The 18,463-nt window shown below is 68.9% G+C and carries 17 protein-coding genes; 11 read left to right on the top strand and 6 right to left on the bottom strand.

Annotated elements, in window-relative coordinates:
- Position 1: 1 nt before the first annotated feature.
- The 8 genes from flgE to flhA all read left to right on the top strand — a co-directional run bounded on the left by flgE (position 2) and on the right by flhA (position 9,263).
- Entirely contained in the window at positions 2 to 1,426 is a 1,425-nt protein-coding gene (gene flgE, locus ACFLIT_RS04540) for a flagellar hook protein FlgE (protein ID WP_479910009.1), read from the top strand.
- Between the two features lie 167 nt (positions 1,427 to 1,593).
- Entirely contained in the window at positions 1,594 to 1,875 is a 282-nt protein-coding gene (sciP, locus tag ACFLIT_RS04535; protein ID WP_479910008.1) for a CtrA inhibitor SciP, read from the top strand.
- Between the two features lie 201 nt (positions 1,876 to 2,076).
- On the top strand, positions 2,077 to 3,723 hold the full coding sequence (gene fliF, locus ACFLIT_RS04530; RefSeq protein ID WP_479910007.1) for a flagellar basal-body MS-ring/collar protein FliF: 1,647 nt from the start codon (positions 2,077 to 2,079) through the stop codon (positions 3,721 to 3,723).
- Positions 3,720 to 4,748 carry a flagellar motor switch protein FliG gene (fliG, locus tag ACFLIT_RS04525; RefSeq protein ID WP_479910006.1) on the top strand — a complete coding sequence of 343 codons (1,029 nt, stop codon included), beginning with the start codon at positions 3,720 to 3,722 and terminating at the stop codon, positions 4,746 to 4,748. The genes fliF and fliG overlap by 4 nt, the downstream gene beginning before the upstream one ends.
- Positions 4,748 to 5,398 (top strand): FliH/SctL family protein, encoded by a 651-nt coding sequence (locus ACFLIT_RS04520; protein ID WP_479910005.1) that lies wholly within the window; start codon positions 4,748 to 4,750, stop codon positions 5,396 to 5,398. The genes fliG and ACFLIT_RS04520 overlap by 1 nt, the downstream gene beginning before the upstream one ends.
- Before the next feature lie 14 nt (positions 5,399 to 5,412).
- Positions 5,413 to 5,745, top strand: coding sequence for a flagellar motor switch protein FliN (fliN, locus tag ACFLIT_RS04515; protein ID WP_479910004.1), 333 nt, complete (start codon positions 5,413 to 5,415; stop codon positions 5,743 to 5,745).
- A 30-nt stretch (positions 5,746 to 5,775) separates the two neighbouring features.
- On the top strand, positions 5,776 to 7,149 hold the full coding sequence (gene flbD / locus ACFLIT_RS04510; RefSeq protein WP_479910003.1) for a sigma-54-dependent transcriptional regulator FlbD: 1,374 nt from the start codon (positions 5,776 to 5,778) through the stop codon (positions 7,147 to 7,149).
- 80 nt (positions 7,150 to 7,229) lie between these two features.
- Entirely contained in the window at positions 7,230 to 9,263 is a 2,034-nt protein-coding gene (flhA, locus tag ACFLIT_RS04505) for a flagellar biosynthesis protein FlhA (protein ID WP_479910356.1), read from the top strand.
- A 23-nt stretch (positions 9,264 to 9,286) separates the two neighbouring features.
- Here the strand turns inward: flhA and ACFLIT_RS04500 are convergent, their stop codons facing one another.
- The 3 genes from ACFLIT_RS04500 to ACFLIT_RS04490 form a co-directional block, all read right to left on the bottom strand.
- A complete protein-coding gene (locus ACFLIT_RS04500; RefSeq protein WP_479910002.1) occupies positions 9,287 to 10,126 on the bottom strand; it encodes a hypothetical protein in 840 nt (279 codons plus the stop codon).
- Positions 10,127 to 10,322: 196 nt separating this feature from the next.
- Complete coding sequence (locus ACFLIT_RS04495) at positions 10,323 to 11,153, bottom strand: alpha/beta fold hydrolase (protein ID WP_479910001.1); 831 nt, start codon at positions 11,151 to 11,153, stop codon at positions 10,323 to 10,325.
- A gap of 35 nt (positions 11,154 to 11,188) precedes the next feature.
- Positions 11,189 to 11,887 (bottom strand): pirin family protein, encoded by a 699-nt coding sequence (locus tag ACFLIT_RS04490; RefSeq protein ID WP_479910000.1) that lies wholly within the window; start codon positions 11,885 to 11,887, stop codon positions 11,189 to 11,191.
- A gap of 124 nt (positions 11,888 to 12,011) precedes the next feature.
- Here ACFLIT_RS04490 and ACFLIT_RS04485 point away from each other — a divergent pair, with 124 nt between their 5' ends.
- Positions 12,012 to 12,938 (top strand): LysR family transcriptional regulator, encoded by a 927-nt coding sequence (locus tag ACFLIT_RS04485; RefSeq protein WP_479909999.1) that lies wholly within the window; start codon positions 12,012 to 12,014, stop codon positions 12,936 to 12,938.
- Positions 12,939 to 13,093: 155 nt separating this feature from the next.
- On the opposite strand, the gene ACFLIT_RS04480 is transcribed toward ACFLIT_RS04485, so the two are convergent.
- The gene (locus ACFLIT_RS04480; RefSeq protein WP_479909998.1) at positions 13,094 to 13,969 is read right to left on the bottom strand and encodes a sugar phosphate isomerase/epimerase family protein; all 876 of its coding nucleotides are present in this window, start codon (positions 13,967 to 13,969) and stop codon (positions 13,094 to 13,096) included.
- A 22-nt stretch (positions 13,970 to 13,991) separates the two neighbouring features.
- Complete coding sequence (locus ACFLIT_RS04475) at positions 13,992 to 15,299, bottom strand: MFS transporter (protein WP_479909997.1); 1,308 nt, start codon at positions 15,297 to 15,299, stop codon at positions 13,992 to 13,994.
- A gap of 119 nt (positions 15,300 to 15,418) precedes the next feature.
- Between ACFLIT_RS04475 and ACFLIT_RS04470 the strand changes: the two genes are divergently transcribed.
- Positions 15,419 to 16,504 (top strand): glycerophosphodiester phosphodiesterase, encoded by a 1,086-nt coding sequence (locus ACFLIT_RS04470; RefSeq protein WP_479909996.1) that lies wholly within the window; start codon positions 15,419 to 15,421, stop codon positions 16,502 to 16,504.
- Here the strand turns inward: ACFLIT_RS04470 and ACFLIT_RS04465 are convergent.
- Positions 16,501 to 17,778 carry a hypothetical protein gene (locus tag ACFLIT_RS04465; protein WP_479909995.1) on the bottom strand — a complete coding sequence of 426 codons (1,278 nt, stop codon included), beginning with the start codon at positions 17,776 to 17,778 and terminating at the stop codon, positions 16,501 to 16,503. The genes ACFLIT_RS04470 and ACFLIT_RS04465 overlap by 4 nt on opposite strands.
- Positions 17,779 to 17,971: 193 nt before the next feature.
- On the opposite strand from ACFLIT_RS04465, the gene ACFLIT_RS04460 reads away from it, so the two are divergent.
- The gene (locus tag ACFLIT_RS04460) at positions 17,972 to 18,355 is read left to right on the top strand and encodes a DUF4282 domain-containing protein (protein ID WP_479909994.1); all 384 of its coding nucleotides are present in this window, start codon (positions 17,972 to 17,974) and stop codon (positions 18,353 to 18,355) included.
- The last annotated feature ends 108 nt before the right edge of the window (positions 18,356 to 18,463 follow it).

Here is an 18,463-nt window from a genome sequence, read left to right as displayed (position 1 = left end):
CATGAGCATCAACAGCGCCATGCTGGCGGGCGTCTCGGGGCTGATGGCCAACTCCTCGGCCCTCGCCGCGATCTCCGACAACATCGCCAACGTCAACACCGTTGGCTACAAGCGGAACGCCGCCAACTTCTCGACACTGGTCACTTCGCAAGGCCACGGCACGAGCTACAGCGCCGGCGGCGTGAAGGCCCAAACCCGGCAGTACGTCACCCAGCAGGGCCTGACGCAGGCGACCACCTCGTCGCTCGATCTGGCGATCAACGGCTCGGGCTTCTTCGTCGCCACCGACAAGCCGGAAAACATTCAGGACAGCGACGCCCGTTCCTTCACCCGCGCGGGCTCGTTTCAACTCGACAGCCTCGGCTACCTGAAGAACGACGCCGGGCTCTATCTGCAGGGCTGGCCGGTCAACGCCGACGGCGAGATTCTCACCGACCCATCGGACCTGTCGCGTCTGCGGTCGATCAACGTCGCCTCGGTCGGCGGCACCGCCGAGCCGACGACCCGCGCCAGCCTCACCGCCAACCTGAAGTCCTCTACCGAACCCTCGCAGGCCGTGAAGGACATGAGCCTGCCCACGCCACCGGCGACGGCTTACAACGCGGCCACCAATTCGATGGCCGACTACGACGCCGACGCCGGCACCGGCGTGAAGCCGGACTTCGAGGTCCAGGTGCCGGTCTCGGACTCCAAGGGCGGCAAGCACACCCTCGTGGTCTCCTTCCTGAAAAGCGAAACCGCCAATGAGTGGTACGCGGAGGTCCGCGCCGATCCGGCCAGCGATGTCGTGCTCGGCTCGGGCGGCACGAACGGCCTGATCAAGTCGGGCACCGTGACCTTCACCTCCGACGGCCAGTTCGACTCCACCACCCTCTTTCCGCCGGGCGGCTCCCTGGTCTCGATTGGCGCGTCGTCCGATACCCCGACCGCCGGCGAAGTGAGTTGGGCCCCAGGCCTCGGCATCTCCGCCCAGGAGATCCAGCTGAGCCTTTCGGAAGGGGCCGGCGGCTTGACCCAGGCCGACAGCGCCTCGGTCGTTCAGGCGGTGACCACCAACGGCACGGCCTTCGGCAACCTGACCAATGTCGAGATCGACACAGACGGCTTCGTGACCGCGGTGTTCGACAACGGCGTGACCCGCCGCATCGCCCAGGTGGCGGTGGCGACCTTCGCCAACCCTAACGGCCTGATCGCGCTGAGCGGTAACAGCTACCGCGTTTCGCAACAGAGCGGCCCCTTCAGCCTCAAGGCCGCGGGCACCGGCGGAGCCGGCGAAATCGCCCCTTCGACGCTTGAGTCCTCGACCGTCGACTTGTCGACAGAGTTCACCGGTCTAATTGTTACGCAGAGAGCCTACTCGGCTTCGTCGAAAATCATAACGACCGCCGACCAAATGCTTGAGGAACTTATCAATATCAAGCGCTAATACTTTAACTTTAACTCATGAGAAATGACTCGTTTCATTTCGGGACACTCTCATTAGGGGGTTATTTGTGATGGTTTCTTGGATTTTTACTAGTGGAATTAAGCCGCTGTTATCGGCTCGGGCTTATGGTCCTCGCCAACAGTGATGGCTTGAGAGGCTAGAAGCCGATGTTGCAGCAGCAGCGAACCAACAGCCGCGGCGAGAAGTACGTGATCGGTCCGACCGGTGCGCCGCTGACGCTTTCCGACCTTCCGCCCAGCGACACCGAGCGCTGGGTGATCCGCCGCAAGGCGGAGGTCGTCGCCGCCGTGCGCGGCGGCCTGCTCTCGCTCGACGAGGCGTGCGATCGCTACCGCCTCACCAACGAGGAATTTCTTGCCTGGCAGCAGTCGATCGACCGCCACGGCCTGGCGGGCCTGCGCACCACGCGCCTGCAGCAATACCGGTAGGAATTCGCCGGCGGCCATCCGGCCGACGGACGGGCCGCGAGGCAGATCGGCCGCACCTTCTCCAGGGGTGCGGCCGTTTCCTTTTCGGGCGCGCCGCGACGACCGGCCGCGGACACCTTAAACCTGCGTTTACCTTGCACCCGGTAATTCCTGCCTAGCGACACCCCAGCGGCGCCGCTTTGGGCAAGGGACGACGCGGGCTTGGAACAGTTCACCAACGCGCTTCAGAAGTTCGGGATCGGCCGCCTGGTCATGATCCTGGGGGTCGGCGCAGGCGTGGCGGCGGCGCTCGTCGCCCTGACCATGACCCTGGGCCGCGAGCCCCAGGCCCTGCTCTATTCGAACCTCGACCTCAAGGAAGCCTCCTCGGTCACCCAGGCGCTCGACCAGGCCGGGGTGAAATACACCGTCAAGGGCGACGGCTCGACGATCATGGTGGCGCGCGACGAGGTCGCCTCGACGCGCCTGCTCGTCTCCGGCAAGGGCCTCGTGACCCAGGGATCGGTCGGCTACGAGATTTTCGACAACACCAACGCCCTGGGCCAGACCGACTTCGTTCAGAAGCTGAACCAGCAGCGCGCCCTCGAGGGCGAGCTTGGCCGCACCATCCGCGAGTGGGACGGCGTGCAGGCCGTCCGCGTCCATCTGGCCCTGCCCAAGCGCCAGCTGTTCGAGGACGAGGCCGAGGCCCCGTCCGCCACCGTCGCCATCGGCCTCGGCGGCCGCGACCCTTCCGCCGAGATGGTCCGCGCCGTGCAGAACCTCGTGGCCGGCGCCGTGCTGGGCATGAAGGTCGACCGCGTCACCGTCGTCGACCAGCACGGCAAGACCCTGTCGTCGGGGTCGGACGGCAGCCTGGCCGGCAAGATGGCCGAGGATCGCAAGGCCGAGGTCGAAGGCCGCATCGGCAAGACCGTGAAGGATCTGGTCGAAGGCGTCGTCGGCCCCGGCCGCGCCCAGGTGAAGGTGACCGCCCAGATCGACCTCAACCGCGTCACGACCCAGGAAGAGCGCTTCGATCCGGACGGCCAGGTCGTCCGCTCGGAAAGCACCTCGGCCGAAAACTCGCAGGAGCAGCGCGAGAACGCCAACGGCGGCGTCACCGCGGCGGCCAACATTCCCGGCGGCCAGAACCCACAGGGCTTCCAGCCCCTCGGCAGCACCTCGGGCGCCAACGAGAGCGTCACCAACTACGAAATCTCCAAGTCGGTCCGCACCGAGGTCACCGAGCCGGGCGCCATCAAGAAGCTTTCGGTGGCGGTCGCCGTCGACGGAAACACCGCGGTGGGCGCCGACGGCAAGCCGGGCGCCTACACCCCGCGCTCGGCCCAGGAGATGCAGCAGATCCAGGACCTGGTCCGCGCCGCCGTCGGCTTCGACCAGGAGCGCGGCGACACCGTCACCGTCGTCAACGTCCGCTTCCCGCGCGAAGCGATCGACGGCGAGGGCGTCACCGCCGCCAACCCGCTGATGGGCTTCGACAAGAACGACATCATGCGCTTCGCCGAACTCGCCATCGCCGCGATCGTCGCCATCCTCATCATGCTCTTCGTGGTCCGCCCGTTGCTCAAGAACGCCGGCGGCGGCGGCGTCGCCGGCGGTCAGCAGATGATCGCCATGGCCGGTCCGGACGGCACGACCCAGCTCGTCACCCTTTCGGCCGGCGCCACCAGCGCCGGCGGCGACATGGTCGCCCTGCCGGGGCCGGAGGTCGAACAGCGCATCAACATCGCCAAGATCGAAGGCCAGGTGAAGGCCAGCTCGATCCGGCAGGTCTCGGAGTTCGCCGAGAAGCACCCCGAGGAAAGCGTCGCGATCCTCCGCAACTGGCTGCATGAATCCGCATGAGCCGGGCGAGCAAGAAAAACATCGTCGACCCGGCCCGTCTCAGCGGGCCTGAGAAGGCGGCCGTGGTGCTCCTGGCCCTGGGCGAGGAGCACACCGCCATCTGGAGCGCGCTCGACGAGGAGGAGATCAAGGAAATCTCCCAGGCCATGGCCGGCCTCGGCAACGTCTCGGCCTCGGTGGTCGAGACCCTGCTGGTCGAGTTCGTCTCCGGCATGTCCGGCACCGGCGCGATCATGGGCTCCTTCGAGCAGACCCAGAAGCTGCTGGCCGCCTTCATGCCGAACGACAAGGTCGAAGGCCTGATGGAGGAGATCCGTGGTCCGGCCGGCCGGACCATGTGGGACAAGCTCGGCAACGTGAACGAGGCCGTGCTCGCCAACTACCTGAAGAACGAATACCCACAAACCGTCGCGGTGGTGCTGTCGAAGATCAAGGGCGAGCACGCCGCCCGCGTCCTGGCCGCCCTGCCCGAGGACTTCGCCCTCGAATGCGTCACCCGCATGCTGCGCATGGAGCCGGTGCAGCGCGAAATCCTCGACAAGATCGAGCAGACCCTGCGGACCGAATTCATGTCGAACCTGGCGCGCACCTCGAAGCGCGACAGCCACGAGATGATGGCCGACATCTTCAACAACTTCGACCGCCAGACCGAGGCGCGCTTCATCGCCGCCCTGGAAGAGCGCAGTCGCGAGAGCGCCGAGCGCATCCGCGCCCTGATGTTCGTCTTCGAGGATCTTTCCAGGCTCGACCCCGGCGGGGTGCAGACCCTGCTGCGCGCCGTCGACAAGGAGCAGCTGGGCCTGGCCCTCAAGGGCGCCTCGGACGGCCTGCGCGAGATGTTCTTCTCCAACATGTCGGAACGCGCCGCCAAGATCATGCGGGAGGACATGGAGAGCATGGGCCCCGTGCGCCTGAAGGACGTCGACCAGGCCCAGGTGGCCATGGTGCAGACCGCCAAGGACCTGGCCGCCAAGGGCGAGATCATGCTGGCCGGCGCCGGCGGCGACGATGAGCTGATCTACTGATGAGCGACCTTGCCCCCCCCATGCGCCGCTTCGTCTTCGACACGGCCTTCGACGACGCCGGCGACATCGCCTACCAGCCGCCGCGCCCCAAGCGCAGCTTCACGCCCGAGGAGGTGGAGGCCATCCGCGCGGAGGCCTATGCGGAGGGCGAACGCTCGGCCGTCGCCCAGGCCGAGGCCGAAGCCGCCCAGGCCCTGCAGGGCATCGCCGCCGCCAGCCATTCGGCGCTCGGCGCCCTGGCCGCCGTGGCCCACGAACATCGCACGGGCTCGGCCGAGCTGGCCCTGGCCTGCGCCGGCAAGATCGCCGACGCCGCCCTCGCCCGGTTCCCCGAAACGGTGATCGCCGCCGCCCTCACCGCCCTGGCCCGTGAAGTCGAGGCCCAGCCGAAGCTGCTGGTTCGGGCCGCCCCGGACCTCGTCGAACGCCTGCAGGCGACGCTGGAGCAGACCGCCGCCGCCATCGGCTTCCCCGGCCAGATCCTGGTGCGCGCGGACGCCCTGGCCCCGGCCGCCTTCGTCATCGACTGGGGCGACGGCCGCGCGGCCTTCGATCCGGCCGCCGCCCAGGCGCGCATCGCCGAAGCCATCGCCACCGCCCTGGCCGCCGAAGGCCTGCACGCCGAACCGCTTATTCCCGCCGACAGCTGACCCGAAAGCCCGTCATGTCCGACACCAACATCCCGCTCGACGAATTCGACGGCAGCCTCGCCTCCGAGGCGGCCATCGACACCGAAAGCAAGACGGCGACCGACCTGCAGCCGGTCTTCGACGTGCCGGTCAACATCTCCGCGGTGCTCGGCAAGGCCAACCTCTCGGTGGCCCAGCTGCTGCAGCTCGGCCAGGGCAGCGTCCTCGAACTCGACCGCAAGGTCGGCGAGGCCATCGACATCTATGTGAACAACCGCCTGGTGGCGCGGGGCGAGGTCGTCATCGTCGACGAGCGTCTGGGCGTGACCATGACGGAAATCATCAAGGACGGCGACACGGCCGCCTAGGCCGCGTCGGAAGCGTAAGGAACTGAGATCATGCGGCTTCTTGTCGTCGGAAAACTGAACGGGCAGCTCTCCCTCGCCGTGAAGATGGCGATGGGCGCCGGGGCCAAGGTGGCGCACGTGGAGACCACGGCCGCCGCCACCCACGCCTTGCGGGCGGGCCAGGGCGCCGACCTCCTGATGGTCGATGTCGAACTCGACATCGCCGGCCTGATCGCGGCCAACGAAGCCGAGCGCATCCGGGTGCCGGTGGTGGCCTGCGGGGTCGGGATCGGTCCGCGCGAGGCGGCCGACGCCATCCGCTCCGGCGCCAAGGAATTCATCCCCCTGCCGCCCGACGCCGAGCTGATCGCCGCCGTTCTGGCCGCGGTGTCCGACGACAACCGCCCGATGGTGGCCCGCGACGTGGCCATGGAGCCGGTGATCGCCCTGGCCGACCGCATCGCCGGCTCCGACGCCTCGGTGCTGATCACCGGCGAAAGCGGCGTCGGCAAGGAAGTCATGGCGCGCTACCTGCACGGCAAGTCGCGCCGTTCGGCCAAGCCGTTCATCAGCGTCAACTGCGCCGCCATTCCCGACAACCTGCTGGAAAGCGAGCTCTTCGGCCACGAGAAGGGCGCCTTCACCGGCGCCGTCGCCCGCCGCGTCGGCAAGTTCGAGGAGGCCGACGGCGGCACCCTGCTGCTCGACGAAATCAGCGAGATGGACGCGCGGCTTCAGGCCAAGCTGCTGCGCGCCCTGCAGGAACGCGAGATCGACCGCGTCGGCGGTTCCAAGCCGGTGAAGGTCGACATCCGCATCATCGCCACCTCCAACCGCGACCTGGCCGCGGCCGTGAAGTCCGGCGAGTTCCGCGAGGACCTGCTCTACCGCCTCAACGTGGTGAACCTGCGCCTGCCGCCGCTGCGCGACCGGCCGGGCGACGTGGTCGCGCTGGCCGACCACTTCATCAAGAAATACTCGGCCGCCAACGGCGTGCCGGTGCTGCCGCTGTCGGCCGAGGCCAAGCGCCGCCTGGCGCACCACCGCTGGCCGGGCAACGTACGCGAGCTGGAGAACGCCATGCATCGCGCGGTGCTGCTCTCCACCGGCGCCGAGATCGAGCAGGACGCCATCCGCCTGCCGGACGGCCAGCCGCTCGCGGCGCCGGACGCCGGCGCCCGCACCGCCCACGCCGCCAGCCAGGCCGCCGAGGCCGCCGCCCGCTCGTTCGTCGGCCAGACCGTGGCCGAGGTCGAGCAGCAGCTGATCCTCGACACCCTCAGCCATTGCCTGGGCAACCGGACTCACGCCGCGACCATCCTCGGCATCTCGATCCGCACCCTGCGCAACAAGCTGAAGGAATATTCCGAAGCCGGCGTCTCGGTGCCCGCGCCCCAGGGCGGCCTCGGAGCCAGCGCGGCCTGACGGCCGCTCAGGAGTGGTGACGCCGCATGGCTGACGTCGGGCTTCCCGCACCGTCCAACGCGTTCACCGCCCGCGGGGCGATGAACTCGCTGCTGCGTGGCGAGGTGGGCCTGGCGCTCGGCGTCGTCGGCATCGTCGTCCTGCTGATCATTCCGGTCCCGCCGTTCCTGCTGGACCTGTTGCTGGCGTTGTCGATGACCAGCGCCGTGCTGATCCTGATGACCTCGATCCTCATCAGGAAGCCGCTCGAGTTCACCGCCTTCCCGACGGTGCTGCTGGTGGCCACCCTGTTCCGCCTGGGCCTGAACCTGGCCTCGACGCGCCTGATCCTCGGCCACGGCCAGGAAGGCACCGAGGGGGCCGGCGCCATCATCCACGCCTTCGGGCAGCTGATGATGCAGGGCAACTTCGTCATCGGGGTGATCGTCTTCGCCATCCTGCTGGTGGTGAACTTCGTGGTCATCACCAAGGGCTCGGGCCGGATCGCCGAGGTGGCCGCCCGCTTCACCCTGGACTCGATGCCCGGCAAGCAGATGGCCATCGACGCCGACCTCTCCAGCGGCCTGATCGAGCAGGACGAGGCCAAGAAGCGCCGCAAGGAGCTGGAGCAGGAAAGCACCTTCTTCGGGGCCATGGACGGCGCCAGCAAGTTCGTGCGCGGCGACGCGGTCGCCGGCCTGATCATCACCGCCATCAACATCGTCGGCGGCATCCTGATCGGGGTGATCCAGCACAAGATCCCGATCGGCGAGGCGGCCTCCACCTACACGATCATGACCATCGGCGACGGCCTGGTCAGCCAGATCCCGGCGCTGATCATCTCGATCGCCGCCGGCTTCCTGGTCTCCAAGGCGGGCGTCGAAGGCTCGGCCGACAAGGCCCTGGTCACCCAGCTGGCCATGAACCCGGTCGCCCTCGGCATGGTCAGCGGCACCTCGGGCGTGCTGGCCCTGGTGCCGGGCATGCCGGTGGTGGTGTTCGCGGCCCTGTCGCTGGCCTCGGGGGCCCTGGCCTGGAAGCGCGCGCGGGATCTCCAGAAGCCGGAGGTGGTCATCCAGCCGGTCGCCGCCGAGCCGGAAGAGGAGCCGATCTCCAACGCCCTGGCCATCGACGACGTGAAGATCGAGATCGGCTACGGCCTGCTGAGCCTGATCAACGACCTCGACGGCCGGCGCCTCACCGACCAGATCCGCGCCCTGCGCAAGACCCTGGCGGCCGAGTACGGCTTCGTGATGCCGCCGGTGCGCATTCTCGACAACATGCGCCTGCCCAGCCAGGGCTACGCCATCCGCATCAAGGAGATGGAGGCCGGCTCCGGCGAGGTGCGCCTCGGCCACCTGATGGCCATGGACCCGCGCGGCGGCCAGGTGGAGCTGCCGGGCGAGCACATGCGCGAACCGGCCTTCGGCCTGCCCGCCACCTGGATCGACGACAGCCTGCGCGAGGAAGCCACCTTCCGCGGCTACACCATCGTCGACCCGGCGACGGTGCTGACCACGCACCTGACCGAGATCCTCAAGGACAACATGGCCGACCTGCTCTCCTATTCGGAGGTGCAGAAACTGCTGAAGGACCTGCCGGGCGAGCAGAAGAAGCTGGTCGAGGACCTGATCCCCTCGGTGGTCACCGCCACCACCGTGCAGCGCGTGCTGCAGGCCCTGCTGCGCGAACGCGTCTCGATCCGCGACCTGCCGACCATCCTGGAAGGCATCGGCGAGGCCGCCCCCAGCTCCGGCACCGTCGGCTCGCTGGTCGAGAGCGTGCGCGCCCGGCTGGGCCGCCAGCTCTGCTGGGCCAATCGTGGCGAGGACGGCGCCCTGCCGATCGTCTCGCTGTCGGGCGAATGGGAAGCCGCCTTCGCCGACGCCCTGATCGGCCCGGGCGAGGAAAAGCAACTCGCCCTGGCCCCCTCGCGCCTGCAGGAGTTCATCCGCGGCGTGCGCGAGGCGTTCGAGCGCGCGGCCCTCTCGGGCGAGAGCCCGGTGCTGCTGACCAGCCCGATGGTGCGGCCCTACGTCCGCTCGATCATCGAGCGCTTCCGCGGCCAGACCGTGGTGATGAGCCAGAACGAAATCCATCCCCGCGCGCGGCTGAAGACGGTCGGGCAGGTCTAGGCGCGCGCCGACGACGGCGCGTCTCAGTCGAAACCGTGGGTGTAGTTGGTGGGCGGTCGCTGTGGGCGACGCCCTCGGGGCGGCAGTTCGCCGGGCAGGCCGACGGGATAGCCGGGGAGCGCGTCGGGGTCGGGTGGCGGGGTGCGAGGTGACGACCCCTCCCCTTGGTTCATCCCGACGAAAGTCGGGACCCAGGTGTTTTCTGTTTCGACATTAGAGGGTTGGAGGCTTGTCCGGCCGGGTTCGGCGCCCGGCTGATGCCGCTGCGGACTAAAAAAGCCTGGGTCCCGACTTTCGTCGGGATGAACCGAGTTAGAAGACAGCCCCAGGTCCCGACAGATTTGCTCGACCACCTCCTCGAACGGCCGCGCGAGAATATCCCCGAGGTCTTCCGCCTCCTTCAGCCGTTCGGTGGCTTCACGGATGCAGCGTTCGTGGGCCTCGCCGCCCTCGGCGTCCTTGTGGATTTCGTCGATGATGCCGGTGAGAGTGGCGGCGATGTCGTCCTTGCGGGCGCGAAGGCGCGGATCTTCCACCTTGGCGGGCGCCGTTGCAGGGGTGGCGTCCCGAGACGCGAGGTCCGCTTCATAGTCCTCGATCCGACCGACGCCGCGCAGCTTGTCGATCACCTCGATCTGCAGGGCGAAGGTCAGGCGCACAGCGCGGGAGACCCGGCTGAAGGCCAGGGTGACTGCGACGGGATCGACCGGCTCGGAAGCTTCAGCGACCTGCCCGCGAAGGCTTTCGGCGATCTCCATGCCGATGTCGGCCAGCCGCTCCAGCTTGGCGAGCTGACGCTCCAGCACCGGCCGCGCGAAGTCGGCGGCGGGCGTCTCGTCAGGGCTGGCGGGCGGCGGGGTCACACACCCAGTGAAGCAGACGGCGGCGTCAGAGGCGGACGTGTGGAAAACTCAGAAGTGATGGAGCGTCCGCAGGGGTGGCTTTGAGGCAATTGCTTCTGCGCCGGAAACCCGACACCGTCGCGATATAGGCGAAAGCCGAAGTTCGCCACGCAAAGGCCCCGGCTCGCGCCGGGGCCTTCGTCGTTGAGCGCCGCGCCTAGCCTTTGATGAAGGCCAACAAATCCGCGTTGATGACCTCGGCGTTGGTGGTCAGCATGCCGTGCGGATAGCCGGGGTAGATTTTCAGGGTTCCGTTCTTCAGCAGGTCCGCCGACAGCGGGGCGGAGTCGGCGATGGGGACGACCTGGTCGTCGTCGCCGTGCAGCACCAGGGTGGGGACCTGGATGGCCTTCAGGTCGTCGGTGAAGTCGGTTTCCGAGAAGGCCTTGATCCCGTCGTAGTGGGCCTTGGCGCCGCCTTCCATGCCTTGGCGCCACCAGTTGCGGATGACGCCTTCCACGGGGGTCACGCCCGGGCGGTTGAAGCCGTAGAAGGCGGTGGCGGCGAAGTCGCGGTAGAATTCGGCGCGGTTGGCGGCCACGGCGGCGCGAAGGCCGTCGAACACCTCGATGGGCAGGCCGCCGGGATTGGCCTCGGTCTTCAGCATCAGGGGCGGCACGGCGCTGACCAGCACCGCCTTGGCGACCCGCCCGGCGCCGTGGCGCGCCACATAGCGGGCCACCTCGCCGCCGCCGGTGGAGTGGCCGATGTGCACGGCGTTCTTCAGATCGAGATGTTGCACCACGGCCGCGATGTCGGCGGCGTAGTGGTCCATGTCATGCCCGTCCGACACCTGGGCCGAGCGGCCGTGGCCGCGGCGGTCGTGCGCGATGACCCGGTAGCCCTGGCCGAGGAAGAACAGCATCTGCGTGTCCCAGTCGTCGCCGCTCAGCGGCCAGCCGTGGTGGAAGACGATGGGCTGGGCGTCCTTGGGCCCCCAATCCTTGTAAAAGATCTCAACGCCGTCGGTGGTCGTAACGTAGGGCATCTTGGGTCTCCCGGATTGGGGGCTTGGGGTTGAGGCTAGGCGGCGTCGACGAGAACGATTTCGGCGTCCTCGACGGCGGTTACAGTCAGGGTCTCGACCTCGCGGATCGCCAGGCCGTCGCGGGCCTGGGCCTGCACGCCATTGACCTGGACCACGCCCTTGGCGGGCACGAGATATCCGCGGCGGTCGGCGCCGAGGGTGTAGCTGGCGCTCTCGCCGGCCTTGAGCGTGGCGGCGACGACGCGGGCGTCGGTGCGGATCGGCAGGGCGTCGGCGTCGCCTTCGAAACCCGAGGCCAGCACCACGAACTGGCCGGCGCGGTCGCCCTTCGGGAAGGGCTTGGCGCCCCAGGAGGCGGCTTCACCCCGGCGGGTCGGCTCGATCCAGATCTGGAAGATGCGGGTCAGCTCATTTTCGAGGTTGTACTCGGAGTGGCGCACGCCCGTGCCCGCGCTCATCACCTGCACGTCGCCGGCCTCGGTGCGGCCCTTGTTGCCCATGCTGTCCTGGTGGGTGATGGCCCCGTCGCGGACGTAGGTGATGATTTCCATGTCCGAGTGCGGGTGGGGCGGGAAGCCCGTGCCGGCGGCGATCTCGTCGTCGTTCCACACTCGCAGCGAGCCCCAGCCCATGCGCGCGGGATCGTAGTAGCCGGCGAAGGAGAAGTGGTGCTTGGCGTTCAGCCAGCCGTGGTCGGCGCCGCCGAGGCTGTTGAAGGGTCGCAGTTCGATCATCGAAGTCTCTCCGAAACTTGAGAGGCCGGAAGGTCCGGCCGCCGTTGAGACGAAGGTAGCGATCGGCTTGAAATCAGAAATAGAAACGTATGAAAGTCATCGTTTCCAAAAGCGAACTCTGAACGTGTCGAAACTGCCCGATCTCGAAGCCCTGGCCATTTTCGCCAAGGTCGCCGAAACCCAGTCGTTCTCCGGGGCGGCCGAGCACCTGGCCCTGTCGAAGGCCACGGTGTCGAAAGCGGTCACGCGTCTGGAACAACGCCTCGGGACCACCCTTCTACACCGAACTTCGCGACGGTTCGCCCTCACCGACGCCGGGCGCAATCTGGCGGCCCGCGCCGCCCAGATGGTCGCCGAGGCGGAAGGGGCCGAGGGCGAGGCGATGGACATGGCCCTGCGGCCGCGCGGCCTCGTGCGCCTGGCCGCGCCGATGTCGTTCGGCCTGACCTATGTGGCCCCCGCCCTGCCCGAATTCCTGGGGGCGCATCCGGACGTTTCCATCGACCTGCACCTCTCGGACGAGACGATCGACCTCGTGGGCGGCGGGTTCGACTGCGCCATCCGCATCGCCGCCCTGGACGACTCCTCGCTGACGGCGCGCCGCCTGCGGCCGGTCCGGCGCCATCTCGTCGCCTCGCCGGGCTACCTCGCCCAGCGCGGGCGCCCGAGGCATCCGGAGGATCTGGCCCGCCACAGCTGCCTGACCTACGCCTATTTGCCGACCGCCCAGACTTGGCGGTTCGTCAACGCGGCGAGCGAGGAGGCCGTCGTGCGCCCGCACGGCCCGCTGCGCGCCAACAACGCCGACGCCCTGACGGCCGCCCTCTGCGCCGGCCTCGGCGTCGCCCCGCAGCCGGACTTCATCTACTGGCGCGATGTGGCGGAAGGCAGGCTGGAGACGGTGATGACCGACTGGGCTTTGCCGCCGATCTCGGTGCACCTCGTGGCGCCCGGCGGCGGCCCGCGCCCGGCGCGGGTGACGGCGTTCATGGACTATCTGGCCGGCAGGCTCGCCGGGCCGCTGTGGCCGGGGGATGCGGTGGGGCGTTGACCCCTTCCCCCTCGAAGGGGAAGGGTTGGGGATGGGGGTGTGCGCCGGGCGGCGCCGGCCGGGCGCGCAGAAGGCTCGCGCCATATGGAGCTCTCTCGTCGGCTCCGCGCCAACACCCCCACCCCTGCCCCTCCCCCTTCGAGGGGGAGGGATCGTCAGAGCCCCTTCAAATACGCCACGCTCATCGCCAGGGAATCGAAGATCGGGCGCACGTAGGGCGCTTCCTGCTCGATGAAGAAGCCCTTGGTCCCGACGGCCTTGGCGGCCTCCAGGGTCGGCTTCCAGTCGATAATGCCCTTGCCGATCTCGACCGAGTGATACTCGGGCTCGGCCTTGACCATGTCCTTCACGTGCAGCAGCTCGACGCGGGAGCCGTAGCTTCTGATCGTGGCCGCGGGGTCGAGGCCGGCGGCGGCCACCCAGCCGAGATCGAGCTCCAGCTTGGCCTGCGGATGGCCGGACAGCAGGATGTCGAGGCCGGTGCGGTCGCCGAACTTGCGGAACTCCATGTCGTGGTTGTGGTAGCCGAAGGTGAGGCCGGCGGCGGCGATCCTGGGGACGATGCGCGCCACGATGGCGGCGTTCTCCTGATAGGCCTCCAGGGTCATCACCTCGGCCATGCCGAGCCCGAACGGCTTGCCGGCGGGGAGCGCGCGCGGCGCCTTGGGCGACGACGCCACCAGCCAGCTCGCGCCCAGGGTCCTGGCGTCGGCGATGTGCTTGTCGATATCGGCGCCGAGGTCGCCGAGGCCGACGTGGCAGGAGCGGCAGACGAGGCCGGCGGCGTCGAGCTGGGCCTTCATCGTCTGGGCCGTGCCGCCATAGAAGCCGGCGGTCTCGACGACCGCGAACCCAAGGGCCTTGAGGCGCCGCAGCGTGCCCGGCCCGTCCTTCTGCATCTCGGCCCCCACGGTCCACAGCTGGATGCCCATCGGCCAGGCGGTCCCCAGGCCCTGGGCGAAGGCGCCCGTGGCGGCGAGGCCCGCAAAGGCGCCGGCGGCGGCGAAGAAATGGCGGCGATTGAGGTCCATCGGAGGCGTCCTTCCAGGAGGCTTAGGCGAGACTGTTTTCACGGTAGCGGATGAAGGCCAGGGCGACAGCCGCCAGCAGCGTGCCGCCCGCCAGGGTGGCGGCGACCGCCGACAGCCCCCAGCCGGCGGCGAACAGCAGGCCGGCCGCGACCGGCCCCGTGGCGGCGCCGGCCCGCCCGACCCCGATCACCAGGCCGGTGGCGCCCGCACGCAGGCGCGCCGGATAGGATTGCGCGATCACCGCATAGAGGCCGGCGATGGCCCCGTTGGTGAAGAAGCTGGCCACGGCGGCGACCAGCGATAGGGTCTTCAGGTCGGTGAGGTTCTGGCCGAAGGCGGCGATGGCCGCCGCGCCGCAGACCATCGCCCCCATGGTGAGGGCGCGCACGCCGACCCTGGTGGTGAGCAGGCTGATGACCAGCGAGCCGACGGCGCCGCCGACATTGGCCCAGACCAGCACGCCGCCGGCCTCGGCGGGCGGGAAGCCCATGTCCACAACGACCTTCGGGATCCATTTGATGAAGAAATAGAAGGTCATCATGTGGGCGAAGGTGGCCACGATCAGCAGCACGGTGGTGTTCAGCAGCGGCGGGGCGGCGGCCTCGGCGAGGCCCGGGCGCGGAGCGGGCGGCTCCGGCGGCGGCAGGCCCTCGACCGGGGCGTGGCCCAGGCGTTTCAGGCTGCGGTTGATCTTCTCCAGGGCGCCGGCCGGACGCTTGTGGGTGAGGTAGGCGATGGTCTCCGGCAGGCCGAGCAGCACCAGGGGCACGAAGCACAGGGTGGCGACGGCCCCGAAGGCGAACACCGAGCGCCAGTCGCCGGTGGAGGCCAGCAGCGAGGTGGCGATCGAGCCGCCGACCACGGCGCCCAGCGGATAGCCCGCCGACATCACCGCCACCGCGAGGTTGCGCCGTTTGGCGTTGGCGACCTCCACCGTCACCGCCGTGGTCGCCGCCAGCATCCCGCCGATGCCCAGGCCGGTGAGGAAGCGGAAGGCCGACAGAACAGCCACGCCGCCGGCCGTGGAGGCCAGGAACATGCCGAGCGCCATCACCAGCAGACAGGCCAGGATGGTCGGCCGGCGGCCGATGCGGTCGGCCAGGGTCCCGAGCAGGAAGGCGCCGACGCCCATGCCGATCAGCTCCATCGACAGGACGACGCCCAGGGCCGCGCGGTCGACGCCCCAATCCTTGGCGATGCCCGGCGAGGCGAAGCTGATCGACAGCACGTCGAAACCGTCGAGGGCGTTGAGCGCCGTGGCCAGGCCGACGGCGACCATCTGGCGCCAGTGCATCGGCTCGCGCGCCAGAATTGCGCGGGGATCGTCCATACCGCCCTCCCGAACGGCGCCGCTCGCGGGCGCCTGAATCGAGGCTAGGCCGCACCGTCCCTATCGACAACACGGCCGGTGGCGATTGTCATAAGCTTTCGCTAGCGGGTCGCGTCATCATGAAAAGCCTTGTTCGACATCTCGCGATCGCGCTGGTCGCCAGTCTGGGCCTGCTGGCCGGTCAAGCCTTCGGGCAGGCCGCCCCGCCCCTGGTGATCGGCCATCGCGGCGCGGCGGGGGAGCGGCCGGAGCACACCGCCGCGGGCTATCGCCTCGCCATCGCCGAGGGCGCCGACTTCATCGAGCCGGATCTGGTGCTGACCAAGGACGGCGTCTTCATCGACCGCCACGAGAACGAGATCGGGGCGACCACCGACGTCGCCGCCCGCCCCGAGTTCGCGGCCCGCAAGACCACCAAGACCGTCGACGGCCGCCGGATCACCGGCTGGTTCAGCGAGGACTTCACCCTCGCCGAGATCAAGACCCTGCGGACCCGCGAGCGCCTGCCCCAGCTGCGCGTCGCCAACACGCGTTACGACGGTCAGGAGCCGGTGCTGACCTTCGACGAGGTGGTCGCCCTGGCCCGCGAGGAAGGCGCCAAGGCCGGCCGCACAGTGGGCGTCTACGCCGAGCTGAAACACCCGACCTACTTCGCCTCCGTCGGCCTGCCGATGGAAGCGCGGGCCGTCGCCGCCATCCGCAAGGCCGGTCTCGACCGCCGCGACGCGCCGTTCTTCCTGCAGGCGTTCGAGCTCGCGCCCCTGGCCGCCGTGCGCAAGCAGATCGACGTCCGCACCGTGTTCCTGATGGACGCCGCCGGCGCGCCCGCCGACCTCGTCGCCGCTGGCGACAAGCGCACCTTCGCCGACCTGACCAGGCCCGCCGAGCTGAAGGCCATGTCGGCCTACGTCGACGGCATCGGCCCGGCCAAGAGCCTGATCACGCCGCTGGACGCCGCCGGGCGGTCGATGCCCCCTACGAGCCTGATCGCCGACGCCCATGCGGCCGGGATGGTCGTGCATCCCTTCACCTTCCGCTCGGAGAACAGCTTCCTGCCGGCCGAGCTGCGGCGGGGCGGCGATCCGGCCGCGCACGGCGACGACCAGGCCGAGTACCTGACCTTCTTCAAGCTGGGCGTCGACGGGGTGTTCAGCGACTTCCCCGACCGGGCCGTCGCCGCCCGCAAGACCTGGCAGGCGCGTTAAGCCGCGACTTCGGTCGAACCGAAGGTCGGCGGCGGCGGCGCGTCGTCGAGGCGGAACAGCGTCGCCAGATGATCGACCGTGGCGAGGTCGATCCGGTCACGATAGATCGCCGGCAGGCTGCAGAGACCGAAGCGGGCGTTGTAGGCCAGCACCTCGGCCCATTCCTGCTCCATCCGCCAGAGTTCGGAATGCGGCAGCCCGCAGAGGCGCAGGGTCTCGTCGCAGACCATCTCGAAGCGCCTGACGTGGTCAAGCTCGCGGTCATAGGCCTCGTCGACATAGCCGTCGAAGCTCTTGAACCCCAGCGCGCGGGTGAACTCGACCGAGCCCGGATTGCCGAGGATGATCGAGGGCTGGAAATTGACCAGCGACTTCAGGGCCTTCTCGCTGATCCGCCGCGAGTTCAGCTCGGTCTCGGTGACGACCGTGAAATAGCTGTCGGAATACTCGTCGAACTGGGTGTCGGCGGCCTGCTTTTTCAACTGCGTCGGCTGGCCGGCGATCCGCTTCGGCTCGCCCAGCAGCATCGGCTCGAAGGTGTTCATCTCATAGATGTAGGGCGTCAGCTCGCCGGCGATGCGACCGAAGCCGGGCAAATCGGCGATCAGATGCAGCATCACCTTCAGCGGCACCGCGCGGCTGTGCTTCGCCGGATCGAAACCGCCGAACGAGATGTGGCCGTCGTCGAACACGCCATGCTGCATCAGCCGCGCCAGCAGCAGCACCTTGGCGGCGCGGGGCGACAGATTCAGGTAGATGTAGCGGCGCGAACGCGTTTGCGGGCGGTTGCGGAACAGGTGCTCGCGCTTGGCGTACACCAGATCGCCCCTGGCCTCGAAGTCCTTGAAGAACGCGCGCAGGAAATAGTCATAGTGCGCCACGTGCATCCGGCGCAGGCCGAGGCGGCGCACATGGGCTTCATAGTGCTCGCCCCAACTGCGGTCCTGGGTGATGTAGACCGCCTGCTCGGGCAGGACGCCGGCGGCGGCGAGATAGTCGTGCAGCCGGCCCGACCCTTCGGCCGTGTGGACGTTGCCGTCGGTGCTGGCGTCGAACGCCACCAGGCAGCGGCCATCGGCGACCCTCCGCCAGGCCTCGCGCGGCAGGCTCTCCGGCGGGGGCAGGACCTGTTTGATCTTGGCGCAGGGGAAGACGATGACGTCGGGAGCGGCCTCGAAGGTCTCGCGGCAGACCGCAAGCCTGGAATCGAACAGCGAGAAAAAGGACTTCTGGTCGGAAGCCTTCACCACATTCAACGGCCTGCGGACCGACACTTGCTTAACCCCCCGACCGGCGTTCGCCGGCCGCCTTCGTCATAGAATTCAAAACCCTTCCGATCAACGCCGCGCCCCGCGGCGGATGGACCGCGATGCGCCTCACGCGGCCGACGCCGTTGCGGCGCGCGCTCGGCGCTGCTAGCGGTTGCGCCGAACGCGGGCGATCCACGCCCGGCCAGGGATTTTGCGCATGGCTGCGGCCAAGGATCATTCGCGTGGCGTCGGCGCGGGCATCGTCTGGGACCTGTTGACCTTCGACCGCCTGGTCACCGGGCCGGTCATCCACCTGATCTACTGGGCCGGTCTCGGCGTGATTTCGCTGGTGGCCTTCTCCTCGGTCGGCGCGGCGGTCGGCGTCGCCCTGCGCGAGGAAAGCTGGCTCGGCAAACTTCTGGCCCTGCCGCTGGCCGTCGCCGGCCTGCTGGTCGCTGGCGCCCTGGTGCTGCTCTGGCGGTCGTTCTGCGAGTTCTACGTCGCCATCTTCCGCATCAGCGACGACCTGCGCGTGCTGCGCACCAGCGTCGAGGCCGAACGCGCGCGTCAGGCCGCAAGGACGACAGAACCCAAGGCCTAAGGCGGATCGCCACCGGGCGGCGCGTGCGGCGCCGGCTTGCCGACCCGTGAAGCCCCGGCGACAATGATCAAAAGTCGGGGGAAACGCTTGTCCGCTCAGCCCGCGCCG

It is taken from the genome of Caulobacter sp. HJHS_5, assembly GCF_056683955.1.
The sequence above is the reverse complement of the archived record's forward strand: the minus strand, read 5'-3'. Positions and strand labels throughout refer to the sequence as shown.

Bases quoted from the DNA above. Each gene is read 5' to 3' on its own strand.
- flgE (WP_479910009.1), top strand. From the start codon at position 2: ATGAGCATCAACAGCGCCATGCTGGCGGGCGTCTCGGGGCTGATGGCC.
- sciP (WP_479910008.1), top strand. From the start codon at position 1,594: ATGTTGCAGCAGCAGCGAACCAACAGCCGCGGCGAGAAGTACGTGATC.
- fliG (WP_479910006.1), top strand. From the start codon at position 3,720: ATGAGCCGGGCGAGCAAGAAAAACATCGTCGACCCGGCCCGTCTCAGC.
- ACFLIT_RS04520 (WP_479910005.1), top strand. From the start codon at position 4,748: ATGAGCGACCTTGCCCCCCCCATGCGCCGCTTCGTCTTCGACACGGCC.
- fliN (WP_479910004.1), top strand. From the start codon at position 5,413: ATGTCCGACACCAACATCCCGCTCGACGAATTCGACGGCAGCCTCGCC.
- flbD (WP_479910003.1), top strand. From the start codon at position 5,776: ATGCGGCTTCTTGTCGTCGGAAAACTGAACGGGCAGCTCTCCCTCGCC.
- flhA (WP_479910356.1), top strand. From the start codon at position 7,230: ATGAACTCGCTGCTGCGTGGCGAGGTGGGCCTGGCGCTCGGCGTCGTC.
- ACFLIT_RS04495 (WP_479910001.1), bottom strand. From the start codon at position 11,153: ATGCCCTACGTTACGACCACCGACGGCGTTGAGATCTTTTACAAGGAT.
- ACFLIT_RS04490 (WP_479910000.1), bottom strand. From the start codon at position 11,887: ATGATCGAACTGCGACCCTTCAACAGCCTCGGCGGCGCCGACCACGGC.
- ACFLIT_RS04480 (WP_479909998.1), bottom strand. From the start codon at position 13,969: ATGGACCTCAATCGCCGCCATTTCTTCGCCGCCGCCGGCGCCTTTGCG.
- ACFLIT_RS04475 (WP_479909997.1), bottom strand. From the start codon at position 15,299: ATGGACGATCCCCGCGCAATTCTGGCGCGCGAGCCGATGCACTGGCGC.
- ACFLIT_RS04470 (WP_479909996.1), top strand. From the start codon at position 15,419: ATGAAAAGCCTTGTTCGACATCTCGCGATCGCGCTGGTCGCCAGTCTG.
- ACFLIT_RS04460 (WP_479909994.1), top strand. From the start codon at position 17,972: ATGGCTGCGGCCAAGGATCATTCGCGTGGCGTCGGCGCGGGCATCGTC.